This window comes from Treponema primitia ZAS-2 (assembly GCF_000214375.1).
GTDB classification, from domain to species: domain Bacteria; phylum Spirochaetota; class Spirochaetia; order Treponematales; family Breznakiellaceae; genus Termitinema; species Termitinema primitia.
Map to the genome: position 1 here is coordinate 2,556,074 of NC_015578.1, position 24,917 is coordinate 2,580,990.

Genomic DNA, 24,917 nt, shown 5'->3' on the forward strand with positions numbered 1-24,917 from the left:
GTCAGTTACGATCCGAATTTCAAAAACAATTCCTGGCGGCTATTGATATCCAGCTTCCGGTAAATATTCTGGCAGTGGTTATTCACCGTGGCAAAGGCAATGAAAAGCTCGGCGCCAATCTCTTTGATTGTATACCCTTTTAGCAGAAGTGTGCAAATTTCTTTTTCCCGTTTGGAAAGGCCGAATTTGTCAAAATTCGGGGGCGCCCGGGCGAATTGCTCCTGGAGTTTTGCAAGCTGCTCACCATAGGATGTCCGGTAGTAGTGGTTGAGCAATAATGAAACGGTGAATATCCCGCCGCCCAGGAGAATGAGGATTACCAAAAGAATACTGTTGTGGGAAAAAAGCAGGCCCTTGTAATCCTGTTTGGGCATACCCAGGGCCACAGCCATCACCTTGTCCTTATAGGGGGAATTACCGGGATAGAGTTTGACGGCTTCGGTATCATCCAAAAATACAAAATCCGCAAATTGCCGGTCTTCCTTGTTCCCGGAGAAAAAGTACTGCCCCCCTTCAAATTCCTTTCCGTTGTGGGGGCCGAATATACCGAGAAGCTGCGGATAGGGATCCGTACTAGAATTGTGGATAGCCTTGAAATTCGCAGTACTCACTTCAAACCCGCATACCCCCAGGAACTCTCCCTGGGAACTGATGATAGGAACGCTGCAAAGTATGGTGGGTTCTTCTTCACTATACTCGCCAAAGAGGCCGTTAAAAGTCCAGTAATAAGAACGGGCCAGGGGCAGGGAAGGATTTTCCTGGTGGCTTGCCTTGGGCGCCGTATAGAAATCCCTATCCGAAGTAATGGTAAATTCCAGTCGCCAGTTTGACAACAGGGAAAGATTATTCTGATATGCAAGATCCGCAAAACCCCGGAGAAATAATTTGTAAGAGCTGCTCGGCACAACAGGTTCTGCGTTCCGGATAAAAAAACCGGAATGGGAAACATCCGCCCCTTCAATATAGGGATTAACGGTTGCCGCAAGCACCACAAACACCCCGGACACCTTTGCCTTGTCCAGGGCAAAAAGGACCAGGTCAAGTTCGTCATTGGCTATTGCTTCAAGAATATCAGGGTGATAGGACAGCTCAGGCATACTCAGTTCTGAAAACCGCAGGTGGTTTTCAATATTCCGCGCCAGGCTTTGGGAAAACTGTATGGAATCCACCACAACTTCTCCCAGGCGCCGTTCCAGATCCAGGGCAATGCGGTGACGCTCCCGGAAGATTTGCCCTTTCACTTCTTTGCCGCCGAAATTTATGGTCCCGTTTAAAAGCAGAATTATGAATACCACCAAACCCAGGGTATAGAGCGCCACGGGAATACGGGTCAGAAACAAATGCTGCTTAAAGCTTCCCTTTTCCTTTTTTGCTATTTCCGGGTCGTTTTTAATTTCCGGGGGGGGACCTTTGGGCTTAGGGCGTTCGGTGGCGGATTCCTGCATACCTTAATCCCCAAAGGCGGCAATAAGCGCGGCAAGATCCTGCCTGTTCCGCGCCTCGCTGCTTGTGCCCTTTTGGATTCTTTCTTCCCGTGCGGCCTTTGCAATTTTTTGAATTTCTTCTATATATCCTCTCTGCATTTCGTCAAAACCATCAAAGACCGGAGGTATATAAAAACGGTATTCCTTTTGCATATCCAGAGCAGTCAGGAAGGCCTTTTTTACCATGGCATTTTCAATCGCCTGGAGGCCGTTTTCCATGACATCCTCAAAGGCCTGCTTCGTTACCGGCATATACCCGGTGGACGCAGTAAGCCTGAGGTTCTGCGCCGGAGCGGTAAACCATTTCAGGAATACCCCGGCAGCATATTCCTTTGCGGGGGTGGACTTTATAACGCACATACCGGCGCCCCGCTGGGCCGCGACTTTTTCCCCGCCCTTAAAAACGGGAAAGGGCAATACGATAAATTCCGCCCCTTCCTTGGTATTGTCCTTGTAGGTGATGGAATCGGGGTAATAGATGGCCGCCGCAGAGGTACCGGTAACGCAGGCCACTTCTCCGGTCATTGCCAGATAGTTACCAAAACTGTTAAAAATTGCGGCATATCCCCAGACGGTGCTCTCGTAATAATTGTCCCAAATCCGCTGAAAAGCCGTGGAGTTCAGCCTGAGCTTCCGGTTCTGCACAAAATGCTCGCCCATCTGTTCCATGCCGATCATCGTATAATTAAACAAAAGGTCGGGGAAATAAAAAGTTTTCCCCTCCGACCACTGGTAGTATTTTTCCGCCGCCTGGATAATGCCTTCAAAGGTCTCAAGCTGTTCCAGGCTGATACCGGGAACCTCAGCGGCAAAGCGGTCAAATATAGTTTTATTGAGGTACAGGACTTCGGTGGATTTTAAAATGGGCAGAAGGTAGAGCCTGCCGTCTATGGTCCCTTCCTGCACAAAATCGCTTACATAGCGGGAAATCTCATCGGCGCTGAATTGTGAAGCGAAATCCATGGCCAGTCCTTTTTGGGCAAGGGCAGCCGCTATGGAAGGGTACACCACCGCCATATCGGGGATTTCCGGCGCCCCGGGATCCCCCTCGATGGCTGCAAACAGTTTTTCATTCAGGTTCGGCGCATCCGCAGTGGAGCTAATGGTGATAAAAACCCCCTCCTGCTTGCCGATGGTATCGTTGAACTCGTCCACCAGGGTCTTAAAGCCAAAGTCCATGGGCCGTACATAGGTATGCCACACCGTAAGACTCACGGGATTTTTTTTGCTGGGCCGATCAGGATTTTGGCAGCCTGACAGAAAAGAGAGGGACACGCTAAAAAGGCTTATATATCCTAGTAATACTATAGGTTTTGTAGTATAATGTCCTCTTTGCTGCTGCCTGCGCGGGGAACTCCGTTGCAAGTAGCACGTTCCAAATTTGCCCAACATATTTAAGAGTATATCAAAACTATATAAATTCAGCTATCCCCCATAAAAACCAGGATTTTCCCCATGATACGATCGTATCATATCCCCTGTTTTCCACCTGGTACAATCATACCAGCTTCACTTGGAGCATCCGGTACGTTCATATCAAAGAAAAAATCGCTTCGTTTTTTTTTAAAATGATAAAAACGTACTGCTGTGCAGTTTCTGCATTCAGGCTATAAATCAGGTAATACATTTTTTTGAAGGAGATGAGCGATATGAAGAAAAAACACGGGGGAACCATTTATGAACAATAATATTTTAGTGTTCAAAAAATTTATTATCCTACGGGAAAAAGGGTTCCGTTTTAAAATCCTTTTTGCCAAATATTATAAGCCGGTTCACGAAACCAGCTTTTTTGAAAAGAGATTCAGGGCCTGTGGGGCCCTTGGCAAATTAACAAATTTTTCCGGAGGGGAGTTATGAAACTTAAAATCAGATTAAGTATCATCGTCATTGCCGTTTTGGTAGCTGTCGTAGCCACCATATCTATCGTTCTGCTTAACAAGGCCACAGCAACCCAGATGGCCACGGCACTCAAGAGTACCGAACGCCTGGCCGCAGAGCAGGCAAAGGACATACAGCGCCGGGAGGAAATCTACCTCCAGACCGCCAAGACCCTGGCAAATATCATGGGGGATTACAAGTCGGTGGATCCATCGGTACGGCGCACCAGGTACAATGAAACCATGGAGGCCATCCTGGAGGCAAATCCCAACTTTATCGGCATCTACTCGGTGTGGAAACCCAATGCCCTGGACGGCATGGACGCCGAATTTGCCGGACAGGCCGGCTATACCGACAGGGGCCAGTACGCCGCATGGTACAGCCGCGCCTCAGGAGAGATAGAGTATAAAACCTGGAAAAATTATCGATCCGTAACCATGATAGCCACCGAAGAAGTTCACGAACCTGAAGCCCAGATAGTGAACGGAAAAACCGCCTATACCTTTAATATCTCTGTGCCCGTTATTGCCCAGGGGTCAAATGAAGTAGTGGGGGTAGTGGGCATCAATGTTATCATCGACGGATTGCAGGGTTATGTAGAAAATATCATCAAAAATAACCATGAGATTGACGTCATGTCCGTATACAGCAAGAACGGGACTGTCCTTGCAAGTATTGTGCCGGAGCGGGTTGGCAAGGATATGCACGAAGCCGACGCCGCTCTTTACACCAATGAAATAGACCTGGCCTATGAAGCAATACAAAACGGTAAAATAACCCACTTGCGGGAATATTCTCCGGTGCTAAAAATTAACCTGCGCATGGTCCTTTGTCCTATAGCTATTGGTACTTCCGAAAATCCCTGGACCATCATGATGTCAGTTTCTGAAGAGACTATACTGGCCGACATCAGACAGATGACGCTTTTTACCATTCTTATCGCAGGAATTTTTATAGTGGTATCGGCAGTTGGTATCTATTTTGTGGCCTCAGGCGTAACAAAACCCATTGTAAAAATTTCCGCTATGCTTAAGGATATTTCCGAAGGTGAAGGGGATCTTACCAAACGGCTCAATGTGGCAAGCAACGATGAAATCGGCGCCATGGCTCACTTTTTTAACCTGACCTTGGACAAGATAAAAAATCTGGTAATCACCATTAAGAACCAGACCACTGCCCTTTCCTCCATCGGTACGGACCTCGCTTCCAATATGACCGAGACTGCGGCAGCGGTTAACCAGATTACTGCCAACATCGAAAGTATCAAGGGGCAAGTCATTAACCAGTCCGCCAGTGTGGTCCAAACCGGCTCTACCATGAGTCAAGTAACAACGAACATTGACAAGCTGAACAACCATGTGGAGGACCAGTCCGCCAGCGTATCCCAGTCTTCTTCGGCTATTGAGGAAATGCTTGCCAATATCTCAAGCGTCACCCAAACCCTGATCAGGAATGCGGAAAATGTGCAGCACCTTGCGGAATCCTCACAGCTGGGCAGGAACGCGGTGCAGACCGTTTCCATGGACATACAGGAGATTGCCAAGGAATCCATGGGCCTGTCGCAGATTAACGCTGTGATGAAGGACATATCGGCCCAGACCAATCTTCTTTCCATGAACGCCGCCATTGAGGCTGCCCATGCGGGAACTGCGGGAAAGGGTTTTGCGGTGGTAGCCGATGAGATCCGCAAACTTGCGGAATCTTCCTCCAATCAGTCAAAAACCATATCCGAAGTTCTGGTAAAGATAAAAGAAGGGATTGAAAAGATCGTCGGTTCTACAAATATGGCGTTAAACAAATTTGAAGCTATTGATATGGAAGTCAAAACTGTATCGGATCAGACTTCGAACATCAAAGATGCCATGGAAGAACAGCAAACCGGAAGCCGGCAGATCCTGGAAGCCGTCGGCCAACTGAACGAAATTACCCTGATGGTGAAGAACGGTTCCATGGAAATGCTTGAGGGCAGCAAGGAAGTTATAAGCGAAAGCGAAAACCTGGGGCGGGTAACCGAAGAAATCTCCAACGGGATGACTGAGATGGCCGCAGGGGCAAACCAGATTAACGTAGCCGTGCACCGGGTCAATGAAATCAGCGTGGACAACCGTGAGCAAATCAACACCCTGGTTGCAGAAGTGGAGAAGTTTAAAGTCGCTTGAAAAATGGATATTATTGGGTTAGGGAGAACCCAAAACAAAATGGAAAACATACGAAAAAAAATTGTTTTAGTGGATGACAATATCACTACCTTGACTCTGGGCAGTTTTACCTTGGGAGAAAAGTACGATATTTTTACCGTTCCTTCGGGAGAGAAACTTTTTATGCTCTTGAAAAGGGTATTCCCGGATTTAATTCTCCTGGATATTGATATGCCCGGAATGGACGGCTATGAGGTAATAAAAAGGCTCAAGGCCGATACCATTACTACGGACATACCGGTTATTTTTCTTACCGGCAAAAATGACACCGGAAGTGAGCTGGAAGGCCTGACCCTGGGGGCCATCGACTATATCTCCAAGCCCCTGTCCCCTCCCCTGTTGCTCAAACGGATTGAGCTCCACCTTTTGGTAGAATCCCAGAAGAAGGAACTTTTGTTCTACAACAGCAGTCTTACGAAAACGGTCCTGGATATGCAGAACTCAGTGTTAAAAACCGTGGCGGATTTGGTGGAAAGCCGGGACGAGATCACCGGGGGCCATGTGGAACGGACCCGGATGTATCTGGAAATTCTCCTTGACGCGCTGATAGCTCAGAAGATTCACCTGGAGGAAATTCAATCCTGGGACCGGGATTTTCTGCTCCAGTCTTCCCAACTGCATGATTTGGGCAAGATCCACATCAAGGACGATATTCTGCTCAAACCGGGAAAGCTCACGGATGATGAATTCAACACAATGAAAAACCACACCCTGTTCGGGGTAAAGATCATCGACGAAATTGAGCGGCATACCCCGGAAAACAGTTTTCTTGAGCACGCCAAGATCTTTGCCGGAACCCACCACGAGAAATGGGACGGAACCGGATACCCCTACGGCTTGTTGGGAGAAAACATCCCCCTCCAGGGCCGTCTTATGGCAATAGCGGATGTGTATGACGCCCTCATTTCCACCAGGCCCTATAAGGCGCCGCTTACCCATGAGGAAGCCGCAAACATTATTATGAAGGGCACAGGTACCCACTTTGATCCGGTCCTGACGGAGCTATTTGCCGGTGTCTCAGGCGAGTTCAGCGAAATAAGCCAGAGCTGGAAAAAGGAGGGCCGCCCGGAAATAGCGGACTATACCGCAGTGGTATAGTCGAGGGGTAAGAACCCAGGAGCGCAGCTTGCTCCTGGGTTCTTCATTGCCCAGGGACTAGTATATCTTCCCCCCCCAATACAGGGGGCTTGAAACTTCCGCTATGGGCGGAAGCTTAACGTCTTTAAACGCCCATTTTATATATTCAGGAACCCCGGTGCGGTCTACGATGTAACCGATGTGTTCTTTGCCCCCCGGCGCCTGGGGGTTTATATACTGTTTTACATAGTCATAGGTATTAAGAATAATTTTAATGATACTGTCCTCGTCTATCCATTTTACAAAATCAATACCCAGCCGGGGATTCCGCTTTCCCGAGCGGCCTAAAAGGGTAAGGCGGTAATACTTCTGTTCGCTCCGGGTCCAGGCCGACATGGGGCAATTAAGTACACATTCACCGCAGCCGATACATTTTTCGCTATTCCGGCTGGGGCGGTAGTTTTGTTCGCTTAGGGCTTCCACGGATTTATTCTTGCACGCCCTGATACAGCCCCGGCAGCTAACGCAGCGCTCTTTTTCAAACCGGGGTTCGGTCATACCAATGATACCAAAATCATGCATACGCACCTTAGCACAATCATTCGGGCAGCCTGTGAGGGCAATCTTAAAATGAAGATCGTTGGGGAATACCGCTTTTTCGATACGCTGGGCAAAGGAAGTGGTGTCATAACAGGCAAAGGGGCAAACCCGGTTTCCGATACAGGCAACAATATTCCTGGTTCCCGATGACGGATAGCCTTCACCGGGTTTTTCCTGGTTTATATCAAGCCCGCTTATAAGAGGCTGCAACAGCTCATTAACCCTGGCCATCTGATCAAAAGGTATGCCGGGGATTTCAAAGCCCTGCCGGTTGGTAATATGCACCGTGCCATTCCCGTATGTTTCGGCAATATCCTGAAGCGCCAAAAGGTATTTAGCCTCTAAATGCCCGCCCGGGACCCTGATGCGGATGGCTGTAAAATCTCGCACTTTTGTTACCCGGAAAGCGTTCTTCTTTAGTTTCTTTGTATTTACATCCATGATAATCTCCCTAATCAATTAAATGGCGGCCGCGAGAAAAATTAAATACCGGACCGTCAAGGCAAATATACACCTCGTTTACTTTGCAGTGCCCGCATTTCCCAATACCGCAGCACATCCTGCGTTCCTGGGAAATCCAAATATTGCTTTCCTTAAAACCGCGTTCAATTAAGCCCTTTGTACTAAAGCGCATCATGGGCGGCGGTCCCACGACAATAGCAGCGGCAGTGTTCAAATCCTGTATATCGAGTTTTGGTATATACTCGGTTACCAGTCCCACAGGATAGCCTCCATTACCCTCATCCTTATCTACGGTTAAAATAACGGCTGCCCTTTTTTTCCAAGCCTCAAAATCTTTTCTAAAGAGAATGTCCTCCGGTGTTTTGAAACCCGCTATAACGGTAAGCTTCTTTGCGTCGCTATTTTGGGACGCAAAATGGGTGATGACGCCGCGAACCGGAGAAACCCCGGTCCCCCCGGCAATAACAACCAGTTCCCGGCCGGCATAATCGCCAACCGCAAAACCGTTGCCGTAGGGCCCGCGCATAAAAAGCGCACCCCCTGGCCGGCGGGTAAATAGTTCACCAGTAACATTGCCAACCCGCCGTATGGTAAGGTCCACGCTGCCTGAATCAATGCCGCTTACGGAAATCGGCGCTTCCCCAAACCCGGGAATGGAAACTTCAAAAAATTGCCCGGGCAGCACTGCGCCGTTATAGGCCATTTTGAAGGTGTATTCCAGCTTGGTATGGCGAATGATATCAATTACTTCGGAACGGAAAGGTAAGTAGTTATTCTCCTCCATTTTGTGTTACCTCCCCGCTTAACCTGTTGATAATAGTTGAAAAGGATATGTATTCGGGACAAATATCGTCGCACCTGCCACAGCCGACGCACATGGTATACCCGAAACGTTGCTTAAAATCCAAAACCTTATGCAGCGCCTTAAAACGCATACGCTCGCCGTTCTTTTTCCGGTAAGCCCCGCCTCCCGCCACATCGGTAAAGCCGTCTACCATACATGAAGCCCACACGCGCCGCCGCTCCCCGGCGCGACCGTTGTCAGAATAGAACAGATCCTGCATGGTGTAGCAGGTACAGGTAGGGCAGGAAAAGTTACAGCGCCCGCAATTAATACAGCGCCCATCATATTCGGCCCAAAACCCAAGGGCTGTTGCCTGAGCGGCGCTGAGCTGTTCCGGCACTGAAACCCTTGTTTTTGTTTCGACAACAAATGACGGCGTTACGGGCAGCACTTTTTGCGCAGCTTCTTTGAAAAAACAATCCCACTCATGGTTTTTGCAATCAATACAAACAGTGTTTTCCCCATCAATTTCCACACTCGCATCGTAGCTCTCTGTTTTATTGGACTGCATATCCACACAGAAACAGCTAGCAAAGGGTTCTTTACAGGGCAGCAGTACAAATTTGATTTTATCCCGCACCCGTTTGTAGTAATAGTCAGCTTCGCTGTTGTTTAAATAAATTTCGTCAAGCCGCTTTAGCGCGTGGATATCGCAGGAGCGCAGGAACACAATGGCGCCTTTTTGCCCCGCAAGGGGACTATCAGCTTCCTTTACTGCATCTTCGGTAAAGAAAAACAGGGTTTGGCTTATGGGCATAAAGGTTTCTTTGAACGAATTTGATGATTTGGCATCAAAGGCTATTTCATCAACAGAGTTTACCCTGCCATAGCGGACCAGCGGCAAATCGGAAAACTTGTTCCCGTTCTCAAAAATTTTTGGTGCAAAAATCATGTATTCCTTCGACAATGCCGAAAGGATTTTGTTTAGCCCCTCTTTTGACAGTATATACCCCATGTTTACTCCTTTTGATTCACCATACCATCAAAAAAAGAAGCGCACCGTGAGATTTATCACGCTTTATGAAAATAATCCATCAATTTTTCCCGGCTTGGGATGATAAAGCGGTTTTTACGGCGGATAATCAGCCCTGCTCCGGTTAAAATTTTCAGCTGCCGAGAAGTGGTTTCCCGCTGGGAACCTAAAAGCTCCGCAAGATAGGTAACCGTAAGGTCAAAATTGATTTCAATGCCCTCTGCTCGGGGTACACCATAATCACGGGAAAGTTTCCAAAGCCGGGCGGCAATTCGTTTATCGAGCCGGATGCTGTTAGAAGTGTTTTTGATCTGATGATAGAGGCGGCGGATTTTCAGGGCCATGGAATCCATTATTGCTTTGGTAAGCTTAAAATCCTGTTCACAAATGCTTACAAACGCTGTTTTTTCAATGCACAAAATTTTCACCCTGGTCAGGGCTTCGCAATTTATTGAGGCCGGTTTATTGTCTAAAATAAGCTCATTAAGAAAGGCCCCCTCTCCATAAATAAAAATCCCCCGTTTTTCACCGGCACTGTTGAGTTTATACAATGCCGCAACGCCTTCTATAATGCTATAAACATCGGCAACTTCATCCCTGTCAAAAAAAAGATAGTCCCCTTTTTTAAATACCCTTACTGATGAATTGGATATTAGTTTGTCAATAGTCTTCCGGGATGCGCAGGACAGGAGGGTAATTTTCTTAACAATTGCTTCTGTTGTCATGTTGCTATCCTTTTTTCAGGCGATATTTATATATCGCTTTTGCAAGAATAATGGCGGTACAGAAAACATTCAGTTGTATTTACAACAAAATGAAGGAGTTTTGTATTTTTTATCTGATGTTAAGAGACCATGCCGGTTATACCAAATGGTAGGAAGAACAGCCGGAAGGCAATGGAATATCACTCCCTTGTAAGCGCCATTTCACGGCGAACCATATCGCTGATAATTTCTGTGGGCGACTGCTTGGTAGCTAACATCTTTGCCGTAAGGTACTGGGCAGATAGTGGGTCAAGAAAGACCATCATATTTCGATGCGTGATGAACGGCCCCTTAACAGAGGGGTCTACCTCCGGGGTGGTTTTCGTCAAAAGCTCATCAAGTTCGTATGCTTCTTCTTCGGTCATATCAGACATACCAGCCGTTTTCCTCCGCATAATGGTAAAATTCTTTCCTGCATTTCATTGCATGAAAGATATTATAAGTTCCATCTTTCCTAATATTATACATTATTTCGAGCAAATTACTATTCCGATCAAAGCCAATAAGCAAAAACTAAATATACCCCCTTTCCAGCCTTTTGGAAAGCCACTGTAAAGGATAAAATGTGGTTTTTAGGGGAATTATTGCCAAATTTTTCGTATCGGCCCCTCATCACCCCAAGAGCATTTCGTCGTTGGCCAGTTCCTGTTTCTTAATATCCCTGAAGCGCTGCACAATATCTGCGGCAGTAAGCTTTGCCTTTTCCGCCGCGTCTATGTCCAGGATAATTTCCCCCCGGTCCATCATCAGGAGCCGGTTACCGAATTCCAGGGCCTGGGTCATGTTGTGGGTGATCATCATCACGGTCAGGTGGTATTCTGCGGCAAATTTCAGGGTCAGGTCCATGATCACCTCGGCGTTCCGAGGGTCCAGGGCGGCGGTGTGCTCGTCCAGGAGCAGTAGGCTGGGCTTGGACATTACGGTCATCAGCAAGGTCAGGGCCTGGCGCTGGCCGCCTGAAAAGAGTTCCACATTGTCGTTGAGCCGATTTTCCAGGCCCATGCCCAGGCGGCGCAGGTGTTCCCGGAAGTAGTCCTTCATGGTGTGGTTCAGGCTTATCTTGAGGCCCTTGTAGCCCTTTTTATGGCAGATCATCATGTTGTCCGCCAGGGTCATTTTTCCGGCGGTGCCCAAGAGGGGGTTCTGGAAGATGCGGCCGATATACCGGGCCCGCTTGTATTCAGCCTCCCGGGTAATATCTTTGTCGGTGTTCCGTTCCTCGTCCCGGATAAAGATGTGGCCCGTGGTAGGCGCCTCGGTTCCGGCGATTACATTGTACAGGGTGGTTTTCCCCGCGCCGTTGGAACCGATGATGGTGATAAATTCCCCGGCCTTGGCGGTGAGGCTGATGTTTTTCAGGGCAAGGTTTTCATCAGGGGTTCCCAGGCCGAACACTTTTTCTAAATTTTCAACCCGGATCATGGGCGGCCCCCAGGGGAATTGCCATTGCTTCCCGGTTTTGCCCGCTTCCGTTTTCCCGTGAAAACGCCCTTCTGGGAAACCAGGATGCAGAGGATGATCAGCAGCCCGGTGATGAGCTTCAGATCGTTGGCGGTCATGTGGATGTAGTAGCCGTAGTTCCGGGCCAGGTACATCAGGGCCCGGTACAGGATGGAGCCCAAGATAACCCTGAGGGTCAGCATGCTGATCCGGTTGGAAGGGATAAGGAATTCCCCGATCATCAGGGAGGCCAGCCCTGAGACTATCATGCCGCTTCCCAGGTTCACATCCGCAAAACCCTGGTACATGGCCGCAAAGGAGCCTGAGACTGCCACTAGGCCGTTGGCCAGGCAGATGCCGCTTATCTTGAGCATGTCCGGGTTCATCCCCTGGGAGATAACCAACTGGGGATTTGCCCCCAGGGCCCCCAGGGAAAGGCCGTAGTCGGTGTGGAAGAACAAATCCAGGAGCAGCTTGATGGCCAGCACCACCAGGAAGCAGAGTATCACCAGGGCGATGCCCGGGGGCATGAAGGGCTCGGCCCAGCTGCTGAGCTTAGTAAAGAGGGAAGGGACCCTGAGCAGGGACAGGTTTGCCCGGTTGGACATGATCCGCAGGTTCACCGAATAGAGCATGGTCATGGTGAGTATCCCTGACAGCAGATCCGGTATTTTCAGCCGGGTATGGATCAGGGCAGTTACCAGCCCCGCTGCTGCGCCCCCAAAAAAGGCGACGGCCAGGGCGATACCCGAAGGCACACCCCGAACCAGCAGCACCGCCATGATGGCCGCTCCCATGGGGAAGGCCCCGTCTACGGTCATGTCCGCAAAATTCAGTACCCGGAAGGTGAGAAACACCCCCAAAACCATGATGCCGTAGATAAGCCCTTCAACCAGAATCCCCTGAATCATAAGCCAGTCCCGCTATTTGGTGTTTAGTTTGCCGTTTTCGTAGGTATAATTCGCCAGGGAAAGATACTTAGCCGGAATGGTGATACCGCAGTTTTTCGCTTCGTCCAGATCAAAGAGCAGGTCCGACTCAGAGGGGTCGGTGAGGAACTTTACCGGGATATCTGCGGGCTTTTTGCCCTCCAGGATATCGGCGACAATATTCCCCGTGGCCAGCCCGGCCTTATAGTAATTGAACCCCGAGGCGATCACGCAGCCGCCGTTCAGGGCAGCGGTCACATCTCCGGAGAAGATGGGCTTCTTCGCGGCGCTAAAGACCTGGATCAGCGCAGGCAGGGCGGAATACACCGTATTGTCCGTGGTCAGGTAAATCCCATCCACCCGGTTGACAATAGCCTCCGCAGCCTGCCGGAGTTCGGCGGAAGTGCTGATAGCCTGGGTCACCAGCTGGAGACCTAAGGTTTTGCAGGCGTCCTCCACCAGGGTAAGGGCGGAGATGGAGTTGGCCTCGGAACTGGTGTAGATATAGCCCAGGGTCTTGATGTTGGCAATTTCCTTAAACAGGGCGATATGTTCCCCGGTGGGAATGGCGTCCGAAAGGCCGGTAACATTCCCGCTGCCGTTGGCCAGGGAGGAAACCAGGTTCGCCCCCACCGGGTCGGTTACTGCAGAAAAGACCACCGGGGTATCCGTAAAAGTGGTAGCCAGGGAAACCGCTATTGGGGTGGCAATCCCCACCGCCACGTCCACCTTGTCGCTTTTGAACTTGTTGGCGATCTGGGCGGCGGTGTTCATGTCCCCGTTGGCGTTCTGGTGGTCCAGAACCGCATCTATGCCCCGGGCTTTCAAGGCGTCCACCACCCCCTGCTCGCAGGCATCCAGGGCCTCGTGTTGGACAATCTTGGCAATCCCGATCCGCACTTTCTTGTCACCGGAGCTGTCCCTACCTCCGGCAGACATCAGCAAAAGCGCGGTAAGACACAATCCTGCAATAGTAACCAGCTTTTTCATAAAAATTCTCCTCCTTAGTGAGTACTTACGAGTGTAAGTGTTCTATTAAGGTATAAATCAGCCGGTATGATGTCAAGGGGAAGGAAAAAAAACGGGGGAAATGAAGAATATTACCACGGAGTTCACGGACCACAGGGACAAAGAGGGGGGGAAGGGGGAGGAGGAAGAGGAAGAGGAAGAGATTTACCACGAAGGACACCAGGCGGCGTTTTACTGCGAGCCCTGTTCCGGTATGTTTTGGCTCAGATTCCGGGAACCATGCAAAATACGATATATCTCCACGAGGCTTTTTTCTTCATCAACTTTATAAAAAACAAGATAATCTGACAAAACAACTCTCCGAAAAGCCGGGTTATCCGGGTATAGGGCATACATAACGGGATTATTTTTGAGGTTTACCGTACACCGTTCCAGGGCGTCAAGAAATTTTTGGGGCGTACTTGGATAAAATTGGGATAAATATACTATGATGGAATCTACATCCTCCAGGGCGGAATCCAAAAACCGTATCTCATAGCCCATGTTTTTCCCGAATGTTTTCCCGGAACTCTGCCCAGTTATACCATTTTGCATCAGGCCTGGCTGCGTAGTCTTCCGCTTCTTTTAGTTTTTCCAGGATATATCTTCGGTGCTCCCCTGACATTGCATCCTGGGCCGGCAATTTTACCTCGAAGGGTAAACCGCCTGTAAGCAGTACCTGATTCAAAAAAACCGTTATTGCTTCGGCGGTAGAAAGCCCTAATCGACTGAGTACCGCATCGGCCCCGGCTTTAAGCTCCGGTTCTATCCGCATATGAATCGTATCTATCTTAGGCATCATGCTACCTCTAATTCAAATGTAGCACAAAATACTATAAAATGCAACACATCTTTTAAGGGTAAACTAAATCGTTGAAAACAAAATCTACCGGCAGCTACCGCAAAGTCCGCAGTAAGCTCCGCAGTTCCGGGTCCGCTGCAGCATCGCTTTGTGCCGGGGGAGGCTTTTCGCTTTGCAAAATAATCTCATCCCCTATCCCGATGCGGTCAAAAAATCCCTGCCTGGTGAGTATCCCTGTGGCCACTTCCTCGTCCGCTCGATCTATCTTGAGTTTGCCCACCACATCCGAGGGTGAGTAGACCAGGCCTATGCCTTCGTTCCGTATCTCCGCCTGGCCCTTCTTTACCAGCTCGTATTCCGTGTCGGCGCGGACCCCGTCTACCCGGCCTTTGTCGATAAGGCCCTGGGAGGAGCGGCGCTGTATCAGTTCCGCCCGGAAGGGCAATGCCGCGCCAAGCTGTTCCACCAGGCCCCGGGAGGCGTTCCGCAGCCGGTCGTCCCCGGTGCGGTAGGCGGCAAATGTGGCGGCAGGGGAGCCGGTGCGACCTACAAAGAGTTCCCCTTTGAGGGAGAGGTCCCGCTGGTTTTCGGAAACCGTGAGGATCAAAAAGTAATCAGCCCCGGCTTCCCGGGCGGCCCTGAAGGCTGCTGAAAAGGAGGGCTGCTTAAGTTCCAGGTCCAGGGAGGCCATGTTCCGATCATGTATGAGCAGGTCCCGGATGTAGGCGGAACCCACGGTCCCGGCATCAGCGTGGTAAAAGGCGCTCTGGGAGGCGATGGAAAACACCGCCAGTTTCCAGTGGCGCTTGGCGGTTTCCACGGGGTCAATATTCCAGCGCCGGTACAGGGCGTCGGTCAGCAGGGCGTCGTAAGCTTCTATGGCGTCGTCAATTGCGGGGTCAGTGAGGTTAAGGCTTTTAAGGAAACGCAGTTCCTCTAAATACCGGGCGGGGTAGCCCTGGAGGCGCAGTAATTCTGCGTATTCCCGGCGGTCCCTTGCATAGGGGTTAATCCTGAGCCCCCGGCGGTATTCAAACAGTGCCTGATCCGTCAGGTTCCGAGTGCGGTAGTCCCGGGCCCGGCCAAAGTGCCAGGCAGCCCAGCGGGCGCGGAGGGGATCTTCCAGGCCCGTGGAGGCGGCAATCAGGTCTTCCAGGGCGGCGCGGACAAATTCATCGTTGGGATCCATGCCGGAAGCCTGGGAAAGCACCGATACTGCCTCGGCATTCCGGCCCAAGGCTTTGAGGGCCATGCCCTTGAGGTACCAGGCGCTTACATCGTTCCGGTCCTCCTGGATGGCCTGATCCGCCAACTGAGAAGCCTCGTCGTATTGGCCGGCGCGGTAGCGAAGGCTTGCCAAAAGGGCCCGGGCAGGTTTGTAAGCCGGCCTGAAGCCCAGGGCCTGTTCGCAGCGGGCAATAGCCTGGGGAAGCCTCCCCGCCTGGGCATCCAGGTAGGCGGCATAATAGTAAACCCGGTAATCCTCCCGGTGCTGCAGTAACGCCCGATCAATATAAGTGCGGGCGTTTTCCAGGTCCCCCAGGGAGCCAAGTACCAGGGCCAGGGAAAGGAGGAGCCGGCGATCATCGGGGAAGCGGCGGGCCACTTCCCGGTAACGGATCACCGCGTCCCCTGCCCTGCCCCGGGCAACGTCCAGCTCGGCCCCGGCAAAAAGCGCCTCAATGTTATAGGGTTCCCGGGCAAGGATTTCGCCGATTATGGTCTGGGCCTGATCCAGAGCGCCCAGGGAGATCAGGATGGACGCCTCCAGATTTGCCAGGGGCATACTCACCCGGGCCAGGGTCCGGGCTTTCCGCACCCAGCTCAGGGCCTGGTCAAATTCTCCCAGTTCGTAGTAACACTCAGCCAGGGCTGCGGTACCTTCCGCATGGGCGGGGTTGAGGCGCACACATTCCAGCAGAGCTTCTGCGGCGGCGTACCAGTCCTCACGGGCCATGGCGGCCCGTCCCTGGTTATAGAAGCTTCCTGCCTGGGGTGGCCCGCTCTGGGCTGCTGCCGGAAACACCGACAACAGGAACAGTGCCAGGAGCAGGGCCGGCAGAACCGGGCCGGGGTGTTTCAGGCAGACGGCAGAATGAACCGCTTCATCGCGCCGGCTCATGGCTCACCCTCCCCTGGACGGCCCCTTGGACGGCAGAAAAACTGCACCACATTACCGTCCGGACTCATGGCCTGAACTCCCCTGGGCTGTAGATTTTGAAGATTCCTGTTTCACCACTATCTTTACCGTATTGATCTTATGGCCTTCCATGTCCTGGATGATAAAATCACTGTCCCCGTAGACGGCCTTTTCATACTTAACCGGTATCTTCCCGAAGAGGTCAAACACAAAACCTCCCAGGGTATCAAAGTCATCCGCCGGCAGGTTCATCCCGGTTTCTTCGCAGAGATCTTCCATGTTTACCCGGGCGTCGCAGAGCCAGGTCCCCTCCCCCAGCTTGAGTATGTCCTCAGTTTCGTTGTCAAATTCATCTTGAATATCCCCGATGATCTCTTCAATGATGTTTTCCATGCAGATGATCCCCGACACCCCGCCGTATTCGTCCACCACCACTGCGATATGCACCCGGCGTCGGCGCAGTTCTGTGAGCAGATCGTTTATATGTTTTGATTCGGGCACAAAGAAGGGCTTACGCAGCAGGTTTTGTACCGAAAGGTCCTCATTGCGAACCAGGGTTTTCAGCACATCCTTAACATAGAGTATGCCCACCACATTGTCGATGGTTTCCTTATACACGGGAAAACGGGAATGGCCCCCTTCGGTGACCCGTTCCAGCAACTCTTCCCGGGAGGCGTCCACAGAAACAAAGACCGTATCAATCCGGGGAACCATGATCTCCTTAACCGTGGTATCCGAAAGTTCCACCACCCCCCGGATCATTTCCTGTTGATCCGTTTCCAGGGACTGGTATGTTTTTTTGTCAATTTCACCCTTTTTGAAAAATAGTTTCACTCAAACTCCCGTTCCTGATAAGATGCGCTCCCCGGACAATTCCGAAAGGATACGTTCCTGCAATTCCAACATGGGCTCTTCCCCTTGGTTGGTTTTGTGATCCATGCCGTCCAGGTGCAGGATACCATGGATCAGCAAACGGCGTAACTCTTCGTCCCGGGAAACCTGAAAATATTCGGCGTTTTCTGCCAGGGTTTCCAGGGAAACGATAATATCACCGGGCAGGAACCGGGTTTCCCCAGCCTCTCCCTGCACCTCGCTTCCCAGTTCAAAGGAAAGCACATCCGTGGGTTCATCAATAGTGCGGTACTGCTTGTTCAGGGATTGGATATAGGCGTTGTTGCAGAAGAGCACCGAAAGATCCCAGTTGTCCCGGTCCAGGCGGTCCAGGACTTTCAAAATATAGTCATTGGCTGCCCCTGACCACGGGGGAAGGGGAAGCTCCTGGGCGTTGATCTCAACCCGGTTCACTCAAGTCTCCTTATCCAGGTCCTGAGGCGCTTCGGCATCCGAAGCCCCATGATCCGATAAATGCTGCCCGCTCAACCACCCGTGAGGGTTGGGACCCCGTTCATAGGGCCGGAACCCAGGACCCGCCGGATCCCCCGAATCCTCCTGGGTATCAAAACGCCAGTGGCCGCCATGGGGGCCGTGCTGGGCATGAACCTCATCCAGGGCTTCGTCCTTAATCTGCTTGGGGTATTCGATCCGGGAATGGTAGTACCCTGCCAGGACCCGGACAAAGGTATGTTCTATGTTCTGGAGTTCCCGGAAGGTCAAATCCGAATCCCAGAGCTGGCCGGACTCAAACTTGGATATGATAAGTTCATGGATAAATTTTTCCAGCCTAGCCGCGGTGGGTTTCTTTAGGGTCCGGGCCGCCGCTTCGGTCACATCCGCCAGCATCACCACCGCGGATTCACGGGAATGGGGAGGATCACCGGGGTAAGTAAAGTCCTCCACATTAACCTGGGCCTCCCGTTTGAGCGCCTCATGGTAGAACCAGCTTATCACCGAGTTGCCATGGTGCTCGGCGATAATTTCCTGCACTTCCCTGGGCAATCCCAACTGCCGGGACCGTTCCACCCCCAGCTTCACATGGCTGCGGATCACCGTAGCAGAAAGCCGGGGGGGTATATCATCATGCTTATTGTAAGCCGTCTGGTTTTCCACAAAATAATCGGGCTGATCGATTTTCCCTATATCGTGGTAATAGGCCCCCACCCGGGCCAGCAGGGGGTTCGCGCCGATTTCCTGACAGGCCGCCTCAGCCAGATTGGCTACCATCACCGAATGGCTGTAGGTACCCGGGGCCGCCGTAAAGAGCCGCTTCATGGTGGGCGAATTGAGGTCCGAAAGCTCCGTAAGCCGGAACGTGGTGGGGGCGTTCAGGAGGTGTTCCAGCAGGGGAAGGAAACCCAGGACCAGCATACCCGAGGCGATGCCGTTAAACGCCGCCAGGAGCAGCACCGACGGGAAGGCTGCAAGGGGACCCCGCTGAATCAACAGCAACCCTGCGGCGGTAACAACATTGAGCGCACCCAGGATAAACCCGGCTATGATCAGGTCCATGCGTTTTTCCGCGCCCTGAAGCACATAGGCGGACACTATCCCTGAGCTGATGGCAAACACAAAGGAAGGCACGTCGAAAGAGCCCGATATAAAAGCCCCCAAAGGCAGGGCTACGGCCATCACCATAGCCATCCGGGAGCCGATAAGGATAGCCGGAAGCATCACCGCCAAGGCGGTAGGTATCAAAAGGGACACAGAAAAATAATTTCCCAAAGAAGCTGTGCGCAGAAATACTGCGCCCACAATGTAAAACGTCGAAAGAACCGAAATAAGGTAAATTTCCTCCGGTTTGAGGAGACGCCCCACGGTCCGTTTGCCCCCCAGGTACACCAGCAAAGCGAACACCAGCAATAGTATCAACAGATGGCCTATCACCGGCCGGGGATCGTACCCGGGCAGGGATGCGCCCAGGGCACGGAGTTTGGTCATATCCCCATCGCTGACGATAAAGCCCTTGCGGATCACCCGCTCACCTTCTTCGATATACCGTATCACCGGCTTAACCTGAGCGCGGACCTCCGCCAGCAGGAGGCTGGTTTCCTGGGGGGAGAAGAACACATTTTCTGTGATAAAGGGATCGAGCAGCGGGTAGGCCAGGGCTGCGAAAGAAGCGGGATAGCCCCCGCCAGCGATATACCGGGTTACTGCGCTCCGAACATCATCGTAGGTGATGAGCTTGTCGTAGGGGGCCCGCTCCCGCTCGATCCGGCTGCCATTATAGTGGTAGAGTTCCACCACATCGGGGTTGAACATTTCAAGGCCTATCTGGGGCAGGGCAACCACCCCCTCGTCCAGGAGTTTCTCCAGCACCGTAGCGCCGTATTCCAGGATACGGTCCCTGCCGGAGTCCCGGAAAAGGGCATCCAGGGTATCCGGGTCGAAGGCTCCGGGTAACTGGGCTTGGACCGCCAGCTTATAGGTCTCTGCAGAACTGCGTTTGGAAAAGGTATCCAGGGAAAGGGCGGCAAAATTCTCATAGGACTTACGCACTCCCCCAGTAGCCTCCCGGGAAAAGGCAAAAACCGCCGGCACCAGCCGCTCCTCTGCCTCTATCCTGAGCCGGGTAGCGTCTTCGTCCACATAGGAGATGGTCTGTTCGGCGATAATATCCCTGTCGGCTACCCGCCCAACCTCAAATTCGCTGTAGCCCCCGGCCTCCACAGCATCACTGCGCATACTGCCGCCGATAATCGCGGCCCCGGAAATAAGAAAGGCCAGGGTACTCGCCAGGGCCGGACCCAGACGGAATTTCGGGGGGGTAAATTTTCTGAAATAAGCGCCGTCCCGGCTATTGCGGTTTTTTTTCATTGTCATAGGCTTGTATAATTTTCTTGATCAAGGGGTGCCGCACCACATCGCCGGTATTGAGGTAGGCGAAGTGTATCCCCTCCACTTCCGAAAGGAGGGAGATAGCGTGGAGCAGCCCCGAATCAACCCGCTTGGGCAGGTCGATTTGGGTAGCGTCCCCGGTAATCACCGCCCGGGCGCCCTGGCCCAGTCTGGTGAGGAACATCTTCATCTGTTCCTTGGTGGTATTCTGTGCCTCGTCCAGAATAATGACGCAGTCATTGAGGCTTCTCCCCCGCATATAAGCCAGGGGCGCTATTTCTATGGCATGACTTTCTTCCATGCGGCGTATCAGCTCGAAGGGTATCAGGGACTCCATGGCATCGTAGAGGGGCCGCAAATAGGGGCTTATCTTCTGGGCCAGATCTCCGGGCAGGAAACCCAGGCTTTCACCGGCCTCCACCACCGGCCGGGTCAGGACCAGCTTGCGCATTTTTTTTGAAAGCACCAGGTACAGCGCCTCCGCAATGGCGAGGAAGGTTTTCCCCGTACCCGCCGGGCCCACGCAAAAGGTAATGTCATAGGAGCGCATCCCCTGGACGTACCGCGCCTGGTTCCTTCCCCGGGGAAACACCTTGCCGAAGCCGTGGGGTATGTGGATTACCGCATCCTGTATGGCTTTCAGCCCGTCCTGGGGCCCATCTTCCGGGGACTCATCGCCCCCTTCAGAAACGGGCTCCACCCCGGTTTCAGCCGGAGACCCGGCAGTTTCCCGGGGCTCAGTAAAGCCCCTTTCGCTTATCAGGGTCCTTGCCAAAGCCCGGACATACTCCGGAGAAGGGCTATCCCCCTGCCTGACTGCGGCTATTAGACTGTCCATCATGGTTCTGAAACGCCTGGCTCCGGCCTCATCGACCCCTTCCAAACGAATCTCATTCCCCCTGGCCGCGATACGGCCTCCCAGAGAACCTTCGATAACCTTCAGGTTTCCGTCATTTGCCCCGCAAACGCCGGACAGAACTTCACGGCTATCCAGTACAACGGTTATACTATCGTCCAAAGAAACCTCTAAGGTAAAAGTGTATAGCCCCCATTACCAGCCCGTCAAGGGCGCTAAGGGCAATTCTTGGTTTATGGTGGGTGGATTGGGGTACTGACCGGGGAGGGGTGGGCAATTCGCTCCTGCCCGACCTCTATCCCTATGCAGCTACCTAAAACGATTGCCATAGCTATACCATGGGGTGCATTTGACCCGCAATACGCCATCCGGCAAACCCTTCCCATGAACAGCAGTAAGTTATTTTCTTTTCCTAAATGTTGACCCCAAGCCCGGGAGGGGCGGGGATGCCTCTGGAGGCGTCTATGGAATTCCCAAGAACCCACTTGCGTGGGGGAGGTAGCAGACCCGCGAAGCGGGGCTGACGGAGGCGGACTCAACATGTTAGCCTTCAGAGGCATCCCCGCCCCTCCCGGGGAATTAGCGTAACCATTGAGTCAAACAGAGAGACCAACTTACTGCTTTTTATTCGTGTTGAGGGGTTTAATACCTCGAATACAAATACCTTATAAGAACAACAACCTCGTCCCTTTAGGGCGCGGTTGTTGATTCCACATACACCCTGGGTACCCGCTTGTTGATCCCGCAGGTAATCTCGTAAGAAATAGTCCCCAGCTTGGCAGCAATTTCCGCAGCGTTCAGAGCGTCAGCGCCCATCAGGGTTACCTTGTCCCAGCGCTTTACCGCGCTTTCACTTCCCAGGTCAATCATACACTGGTCCATGCAGATGCGGCCCACCTGGGGGTACCAGGCGCCGTTGATCCGCACTTGCAGCGCCCCCCCGCTCAGCCTGCGGGGCAGGCCGTCGCCGTAACCGATGGGGATGGTGGCTACCGTGGTGTCCTTATCGGCGGTCCAGATCCGGCCGTAGGAAACGGTTTCTCCCTTTTTGACTTGCTTGATATATACGATTTGGGTGATAAGCTCCATCACCGGCTTTACAGGCAGGGTCTTTTCTGCGCCATCCGGGGCATAGCCGTAGAGGAGTATGCCCGGACGGACCATGTCAAAGAAGGAGTCCTCGTGAAAGGCTACCCCCCCGGTGTTGGCCGCGTGGACCAGGCCCGGATCTACACCTGCTTTCTTTACCCGCTCCACCCCGTCCCGAAGCCGGGCAAGCTGTTCCTTTGTATAGCGGCTATGATCCGCCTCCTCAGAATCGGAAACCGCCAGATGGGTAAGGATGCCCCCCAGGCTGAGGTTCTTAAACCCTGCAATATAGGCGGCGATTTCCCCGGCTTCCTCGGGGCGACAGCCTACCCGGCCCATGCCGGTATCCAGCTTGAGGTGCACCGTCAAGGCGGTTTCCCCGGCAGCTTCGGACAGAGCCTGGATAAATTCCCGGTCCCAGACCAGGGGGGTCAGTTTGCTTGAAACCAGCTCGGGCAGTTCTTCGGGGATGGGCGCAGAAAGGAGCAAAATGGGGGCGTCAATCCCCGCCTTCCGCAGCTCGGTCCCCTCCCCTACGGTGGCCACCGCCAGGTATGCGGCTCCTGCTTCCAGGGCGGCTTTCGCCATGGGGACCGCCCCGTGACCGTAGGCATCGGCCTTAACCGGGGCGCAGATCTTCGGGCCGGGACCAACCCGGTTCCGGACCAGACGGATATTGTCACGGAATGTGTTTAGGTGAATAAGAGCTCGGGTAGCGCGCATTAAAAAAACCTTGTTAAATAGGTGGAGAACCAGGGCACATAAGTAACCAGGATCAGCACCACCAGCTGTATCAGCAGGAATGGAAACACATACCGGCAAATCTCCACAAAGGGTTTCTTAAAACGGTAGCTTGCCAGGAAAAGGTTAAGCCCCACCGGGGGGGTGAGGAAACCCAATTCCAGGTTAGTAATAAAAATGATCCCCAGGTGTACCGGATCTATACCGTAGGCCTGACCCAGGGGGGCGACCAAAGGAAGCACAATGAGGATCGCAGAAAAAATATCCATCAAACAGCCTGCCACCAGAAGAGCCAGGTTCAGGAGCAGGAGGAAAATATATTTGGATTCAACCGTATGCAGCATCCACTGGGCCAAACGATCCGGCGCCTGGGAGTCTACAATATAATACGACAGGGCCATGGACAGGGCGATAATGGAGAGCACCCCTCCGATGATGGGCAGAGCTTTGGTCAACACCCGAAACACATCCCGGATAGTAAGGTCCCGGTGGATCAGAACCTCTACAATAAAAATATAGATCAGGGCCACCGCAGCGATCTCTACCAGGGAAAAAATCCCTGAAAAGAAACCCGCAATAAGCAGGAAGGGAAGGATAATCTCAAAGAAAGAGCTTTTGATGCCCCCCAGGGCTTCCCGGAGACGGAAGGGGGTCACGGGTATTTTTATTTTTATTGAAGAAGAAATTCCAAAGATGATCATCGCAACTACCAGGATGAGCCCCGGAATAATGCCCCCCAAGAAGAGGTGCATGATATTGGTCATGGTGGTGGCCCCCACCAGAATGATGGGGAGGCTCGGCGGGAAGAGCAGCCCCACGCTTCCCGATGAAGTGAGGAGCCCTATGGAAAATTTTTCCGGGTATTTTGTATGCTCCGAAAGCACCGAAAAGAGTATGCCCCCCAATGCCAGGATGGTTACCCCGGAAGCGCCGGTAAAGGATGTAAAAAAGGCGCAGATGATCACCGCGGCGATGATCATCCCCCCGGGAAGCCAGGAGAACAGCCCCCGGAAGGTCTGCACCAGCCGTTCACCGGCCTTGCTTTCCGAAAGGAAGAACCCCACCAGGGTAAAGAGGGGTATGGGGATCATGCTGTCCTGGGTAAGGGCTATGTAAACCTGGTTGGCCACCACGTCGATCTCCCCCCAGGAAGCCTGGATCAACAGCAGGGAAAGCCCGCCCATGACCACAAAAAGAGGAGTCCCCGCAAAGGCAGACAGTATAAGAATGATGGCTCCGGGAATCCGTATGTAATACGCTGCGGCGTATAAAAAATCGGAAAGGTCATAGAAAAAAGGCGGAAGATCAAAGCTCCAGATCGACTTGGCAATGATGGGTAGGGCGCAGAAACTTCCCAAAAGGAGGGTTAAAAACGGAAGAACCCGGGCTTTCCCCTTAAGGGGGGTCAAACGGGCAAAACGGAAGGCGATTACCCCAAAGCCGATGGGGATGATTAGGGCAAAAACCTTATCGGGGATAAAACCAATGGCACGGCCAATAAGCCCGATTCTGATGAAGGAAACCGAACTCCAGGCAATGATGGTAACCACAAAAGCGGAAAGGCAGTGGGTGAATACCCGCAGGTACTGCTTGATCTTACTGTCAGGGAGATACTGGACCAGGGCGATTGAAAGATGTTCGTCGCTCCTGGTAGTGATCATCGCCGAAAGAAGCCCCATGACCAGTAAAAGATGGACTAAATATCCCGAAGAATCGGGTATACCGGTTTTCAAAACCAGACGGATAATAACTTCCGCAGCCGGGAGCAGGGCCAGGCAAAACAGGGAAAAATAACAGAGCCCGTCTTCAACGCCCCACAGTACCCTTTGTAAAGGGCCCTGCGGACCTACTGGGTCCGGCGGACGCCCTAGGTCCGGCTTTTTTGAATCCACCGGGA

General features: G+C 52.3%; 22 protein-coding genes. 3 read left to right on the forward strand and 19 right to left on the reverse strand.

All coding sequences use genetic code 11. The features are described from left to right. Positions 1-5: 5 nt before the first annotated feature. A complete protein-coding gene (locus TREPR_RS11155) occupies positions 6-1,445 on the reverse strand; it encodes a LuxR C-terminal-related transcriptional regulator (protein ID WP_015708416.1) in 1,440 nt (479 codons plus the stop codon). A 3-nt stretch (positions 1,446-1,448) separates the two neighbouring features. After that, complete coding sequence (locus TREPR_RS11160) at positions 1,449-2,699, reverse strand: extracellular solute-binding protein (RefSeq protein ID WP_245534722.1); 1,251 nt, start codon at positions 2,697-2,699, stop codon at positions 1,449-1,451. 638 nt (positions 2,700-3,337) lie between these two features. Here TREPR_RS11160 and TREPR_RS11170 point away from each other — a divergent pair. Together TREPR_RS11170 and TREPR_RS11175 are read left to right on the forward strand one after the other, a co-directional pair. Then, positions 3,338-5,521, forward strand: a complete 2,184-nt coding sequence (locus TREPR_RS11170) for a methyl-accepting chemotaxis protein (protein ID WP_015708419.1) — start codon at positions 3,338-3,340, stop codon at positions 5,519-5,521. Between the two features lie 39 nt (positions 5,522-5,560). Continuing rightward, on the forward strand, positions 5,561-6,658 hold the full coding sequence (locus TREPR_RS11175) for an HD domain-containing phosphohydrolase (protein WP_015708420.1): 1,098 nt from the start codon (positions 5,561-5,563) through the stop codon (positions 6,656-6,658). A gap of 57 nt (positions 6,659-6,715) precedes the next feature. Here the strand turns inward: TREPR_RS11175 and asrC are convergent, their stop codons facing one another. The 8 genes from asrC to TREPR_RS11215 all read right to left on the reverse strand — a co-directional run bounded on the left by asrC (position 6,716) and on the right by TREPR_RS11215 (position 13,639). Then, a complete protein-coding gene (gene asrC / locus TREPR_RS11180; RefSeq protein ID WP_015708421.1) occupies positions 6,716-7,678 on the reverse strand; it encodes a sulfite reductase subunit C in 963 nt (320 codons plus the stop codon). A gap of 10 nt (positions 7,679-7,688) precedes the next feature. After that, on the reverse strand, positions 7,689-8,483 hold the full coding sequence (asrB, locus tag TREPR_RS11185; protein ID WP_015708422.1) for an anaerobic sulfite reductase subunit AsrB: 795 nt from the start codon (positions 8,481-8,483) through the stop codon (positions 7,689-7,691). After that, positions 8,470-9,498: an anaerobic sulfite reductase subunit AsrA gene (gene asrA, locus TREPR_RS11190; protein WP_015708423.1), complete on the reverse strand. Its 1,029-nt coding sequence runs from the start codon at positions 9,496-9,498 to the stop codon at positions 8,470-8,472. The genes asrB and asrA overlap by 14 nt, the downstream gene beginning before the upstream one ends. Before the next feature lie 56 nt (positions 9,499-9,554). Beyond that, positions 9,555-10,241 carry a Crp/Fnr family transcriptional regulator gene (locus tag TREPR_RS11195; RefSeq protein ID WP_015708424.1) on the reverse strand — a complete coding sequence of 229 codons (687 nt, stop codon included), beginning with the start codon at positions 10,239-10,241 and terminating at the stop codon, positions 9,555-9,557. Between the two features lie 179 nt (positions 10,242-10,420). Beyond that, complete coding sequence (locus tag TREPR_RS11200; protein ID WP_015708425.1) at positions 10,421-10,654, reverse strand: hypothetical protein; 234 nt, start codon at positions 10,652-10,654, stop codon at positions 10,421-10,423. Positions 10,655-10,892: 238 nt separating this feature from the next. Beyond that, positions 10,893-11,702 carry an ABC transporter ATP-binding protein gene (locus tag TREPR_RS11205; protein ID WP_015708428.1) on the reverse strand — a complete coding sequence of 270 codons (810 nt, stop codon included), beginning with the start codon at positions 11,700-11,702 and terminating at the stop codon, positions 10,893-10,895. After that, a complete protein-coding gene (locus tag TREPR_RS11210; RefSeq protein WP_015708429.1) occupies positions 11,699-12,631 on the reverse strand; it encodes an ABC transporter permease in 933 nt (310 codons plus the stop codon). The genes TREPR_RS11205 and TREPR_RS11210 overlap by 4 nt, the downstream gene beginning before the upstream one ends. A 12-nt stretch (positions 12,632-12,643) precedes the next feature. After that, positions 12,644-13,639: an ABC transporter substrate-binding protein gene (locus TREPR_RS11215; RefSeq protein ID WP_015708430.1), complete on the reverse strand. Its 996-nt coding sequence runs from the start codon at positions 13,637-13,639 to the stop codon at positions 12,644-12,646. A gap of 100 nt (positions 13,640-13,739) precedes the next feature. Here TREPR_RS11215 and TREPR_RS18650 point away from each other — a divergent pair, with 100 nt between their 5' ends. After that, positions 13,740-13,949, forward strand: a complete 210-nt coding sequence (locus TREPR_RS18650) for a hypothetical protein (RefSeq protein ID WP_169313394.1) — start codon at positions 13,740-13,742, stop codon at positions 13,947-13,949. Here the strand turns inward: TREPR_RS18650 and TREPR_RS19275 are convergent. The 9 genes from TREPR_RS19275 to TREPR_RS11260 all read right to left on the reverse strand — a co-directional run bounded on the left by TREPR_RS19275 (position 13,850) and on the right by TREPR_RS11260 (position 24,912). Continuing rightward, complete coding sequence (locus TREPR_RS19275) at positions 13,850-14,212, reverse strand: type II toxin-antitoxin system RelE/ParE family toxin (protein WP_081468663.1); 363 nt, start codon at positions 14,210-14,212, stop codon at positions 13,850-13,852. The genes TREPR_RS18650 and TREPR_RS19275 overlap by 100 nt on opposite strands. Then, entirely contained in the window at positions 14,151-14,459 is a 309-nt protein-coding gene (locus tag TREPR_RS11225) for a type II toxin-antitoxin system RelB/DinJ family antitoxin (protein ID WP_245534723.1), read from the reverse strand. The genes TREPR_RS19275 and TREPR_RS11225 overlap by 62 nt, the downstream gene beginning before the upstream one ends. Positions 14,460-14,553: 94 nt before the next feature. Beyond that, a complete protein-coding gene (locus TREPR_RS11230) occupies positions 14,554-16,581 on the reverse strand; it encodes a tetratricopeptide repeat protein (protein ID WP_015708434.1) in 2,028 nt (675 codons plus the stop codon). A 51-nt stretch (positions 16,582-16,632) separates the two neighbouring features. Beyond that, positions 16,633-17,433, reverse strand: a complete 801-nt coding sequence (locus tag TREPR_RS11235; protein WP_015708435.1) for a hemolysin family protein — start codon at positions 17,431-17,433, stop codon at positions 16,633-16,635. Beyond that, positions 17,434-17,904, reverse strand: a complete 471-nt coding sequence (gene ybeY, locus TREPR_RS11240; protein ID WP_015708436.1) for an rRNA maturation RNase YbeY — start codon at positions 17,902-17,904, stop codon at positions 17,434-17,436. Further along, positions 17,905-20,319: an HD family phosphohydrolase gene (locus TREPR_RS11245; RefSeq protein ID WP_015708437.1), complete on the reverse strand. Its 2,415-nt coding sequence runs from the start codon at positions 20,317-20,319 to the stop codon at positions 17,905-17,907. It abuts the gene before it with no gap. Continuing rightward, positions 20,294-21,352, reverse strand: coding sequence for a PhoH family protein (locus TREPR_RS11250; RefSeq protein WP_015708438.1), 1,059 nt, complete (start codon positions 21,350-21,352; stop codon positions 20,294-20,296). The genes TREPR_RS11245 and TREPR_RS11250 overlap by 26 nt, the downstream gene beginning before the upstream one ends. Before the next feature lie 528 nt (positions 21,353-21,880). Further along, entirely contained in the window at positions 21,881-23,002 is a 1,122-nt protein-coding gene (alr, locus tag TREPR_RS11255) for an alanine racemase (protein WP_015708439.1), read from the reverse strand. Continuing rightward, complete coding sequence (locus tag TREPR_RS11260; protein WP_015708440.1) at positions 23,002-24,912, reverse strand: TRAP transporter large permease; 1,911 nt, start codon at positions 24,910-24,912, stop codon at positions 23,002-23,004. Before TREPR_RS11260 ends, alr begins: the two co-directional genes overlap by 1 nt. Between the last annotated feature and the right edge of the window lie 5 nt (positions 24,913-24,917).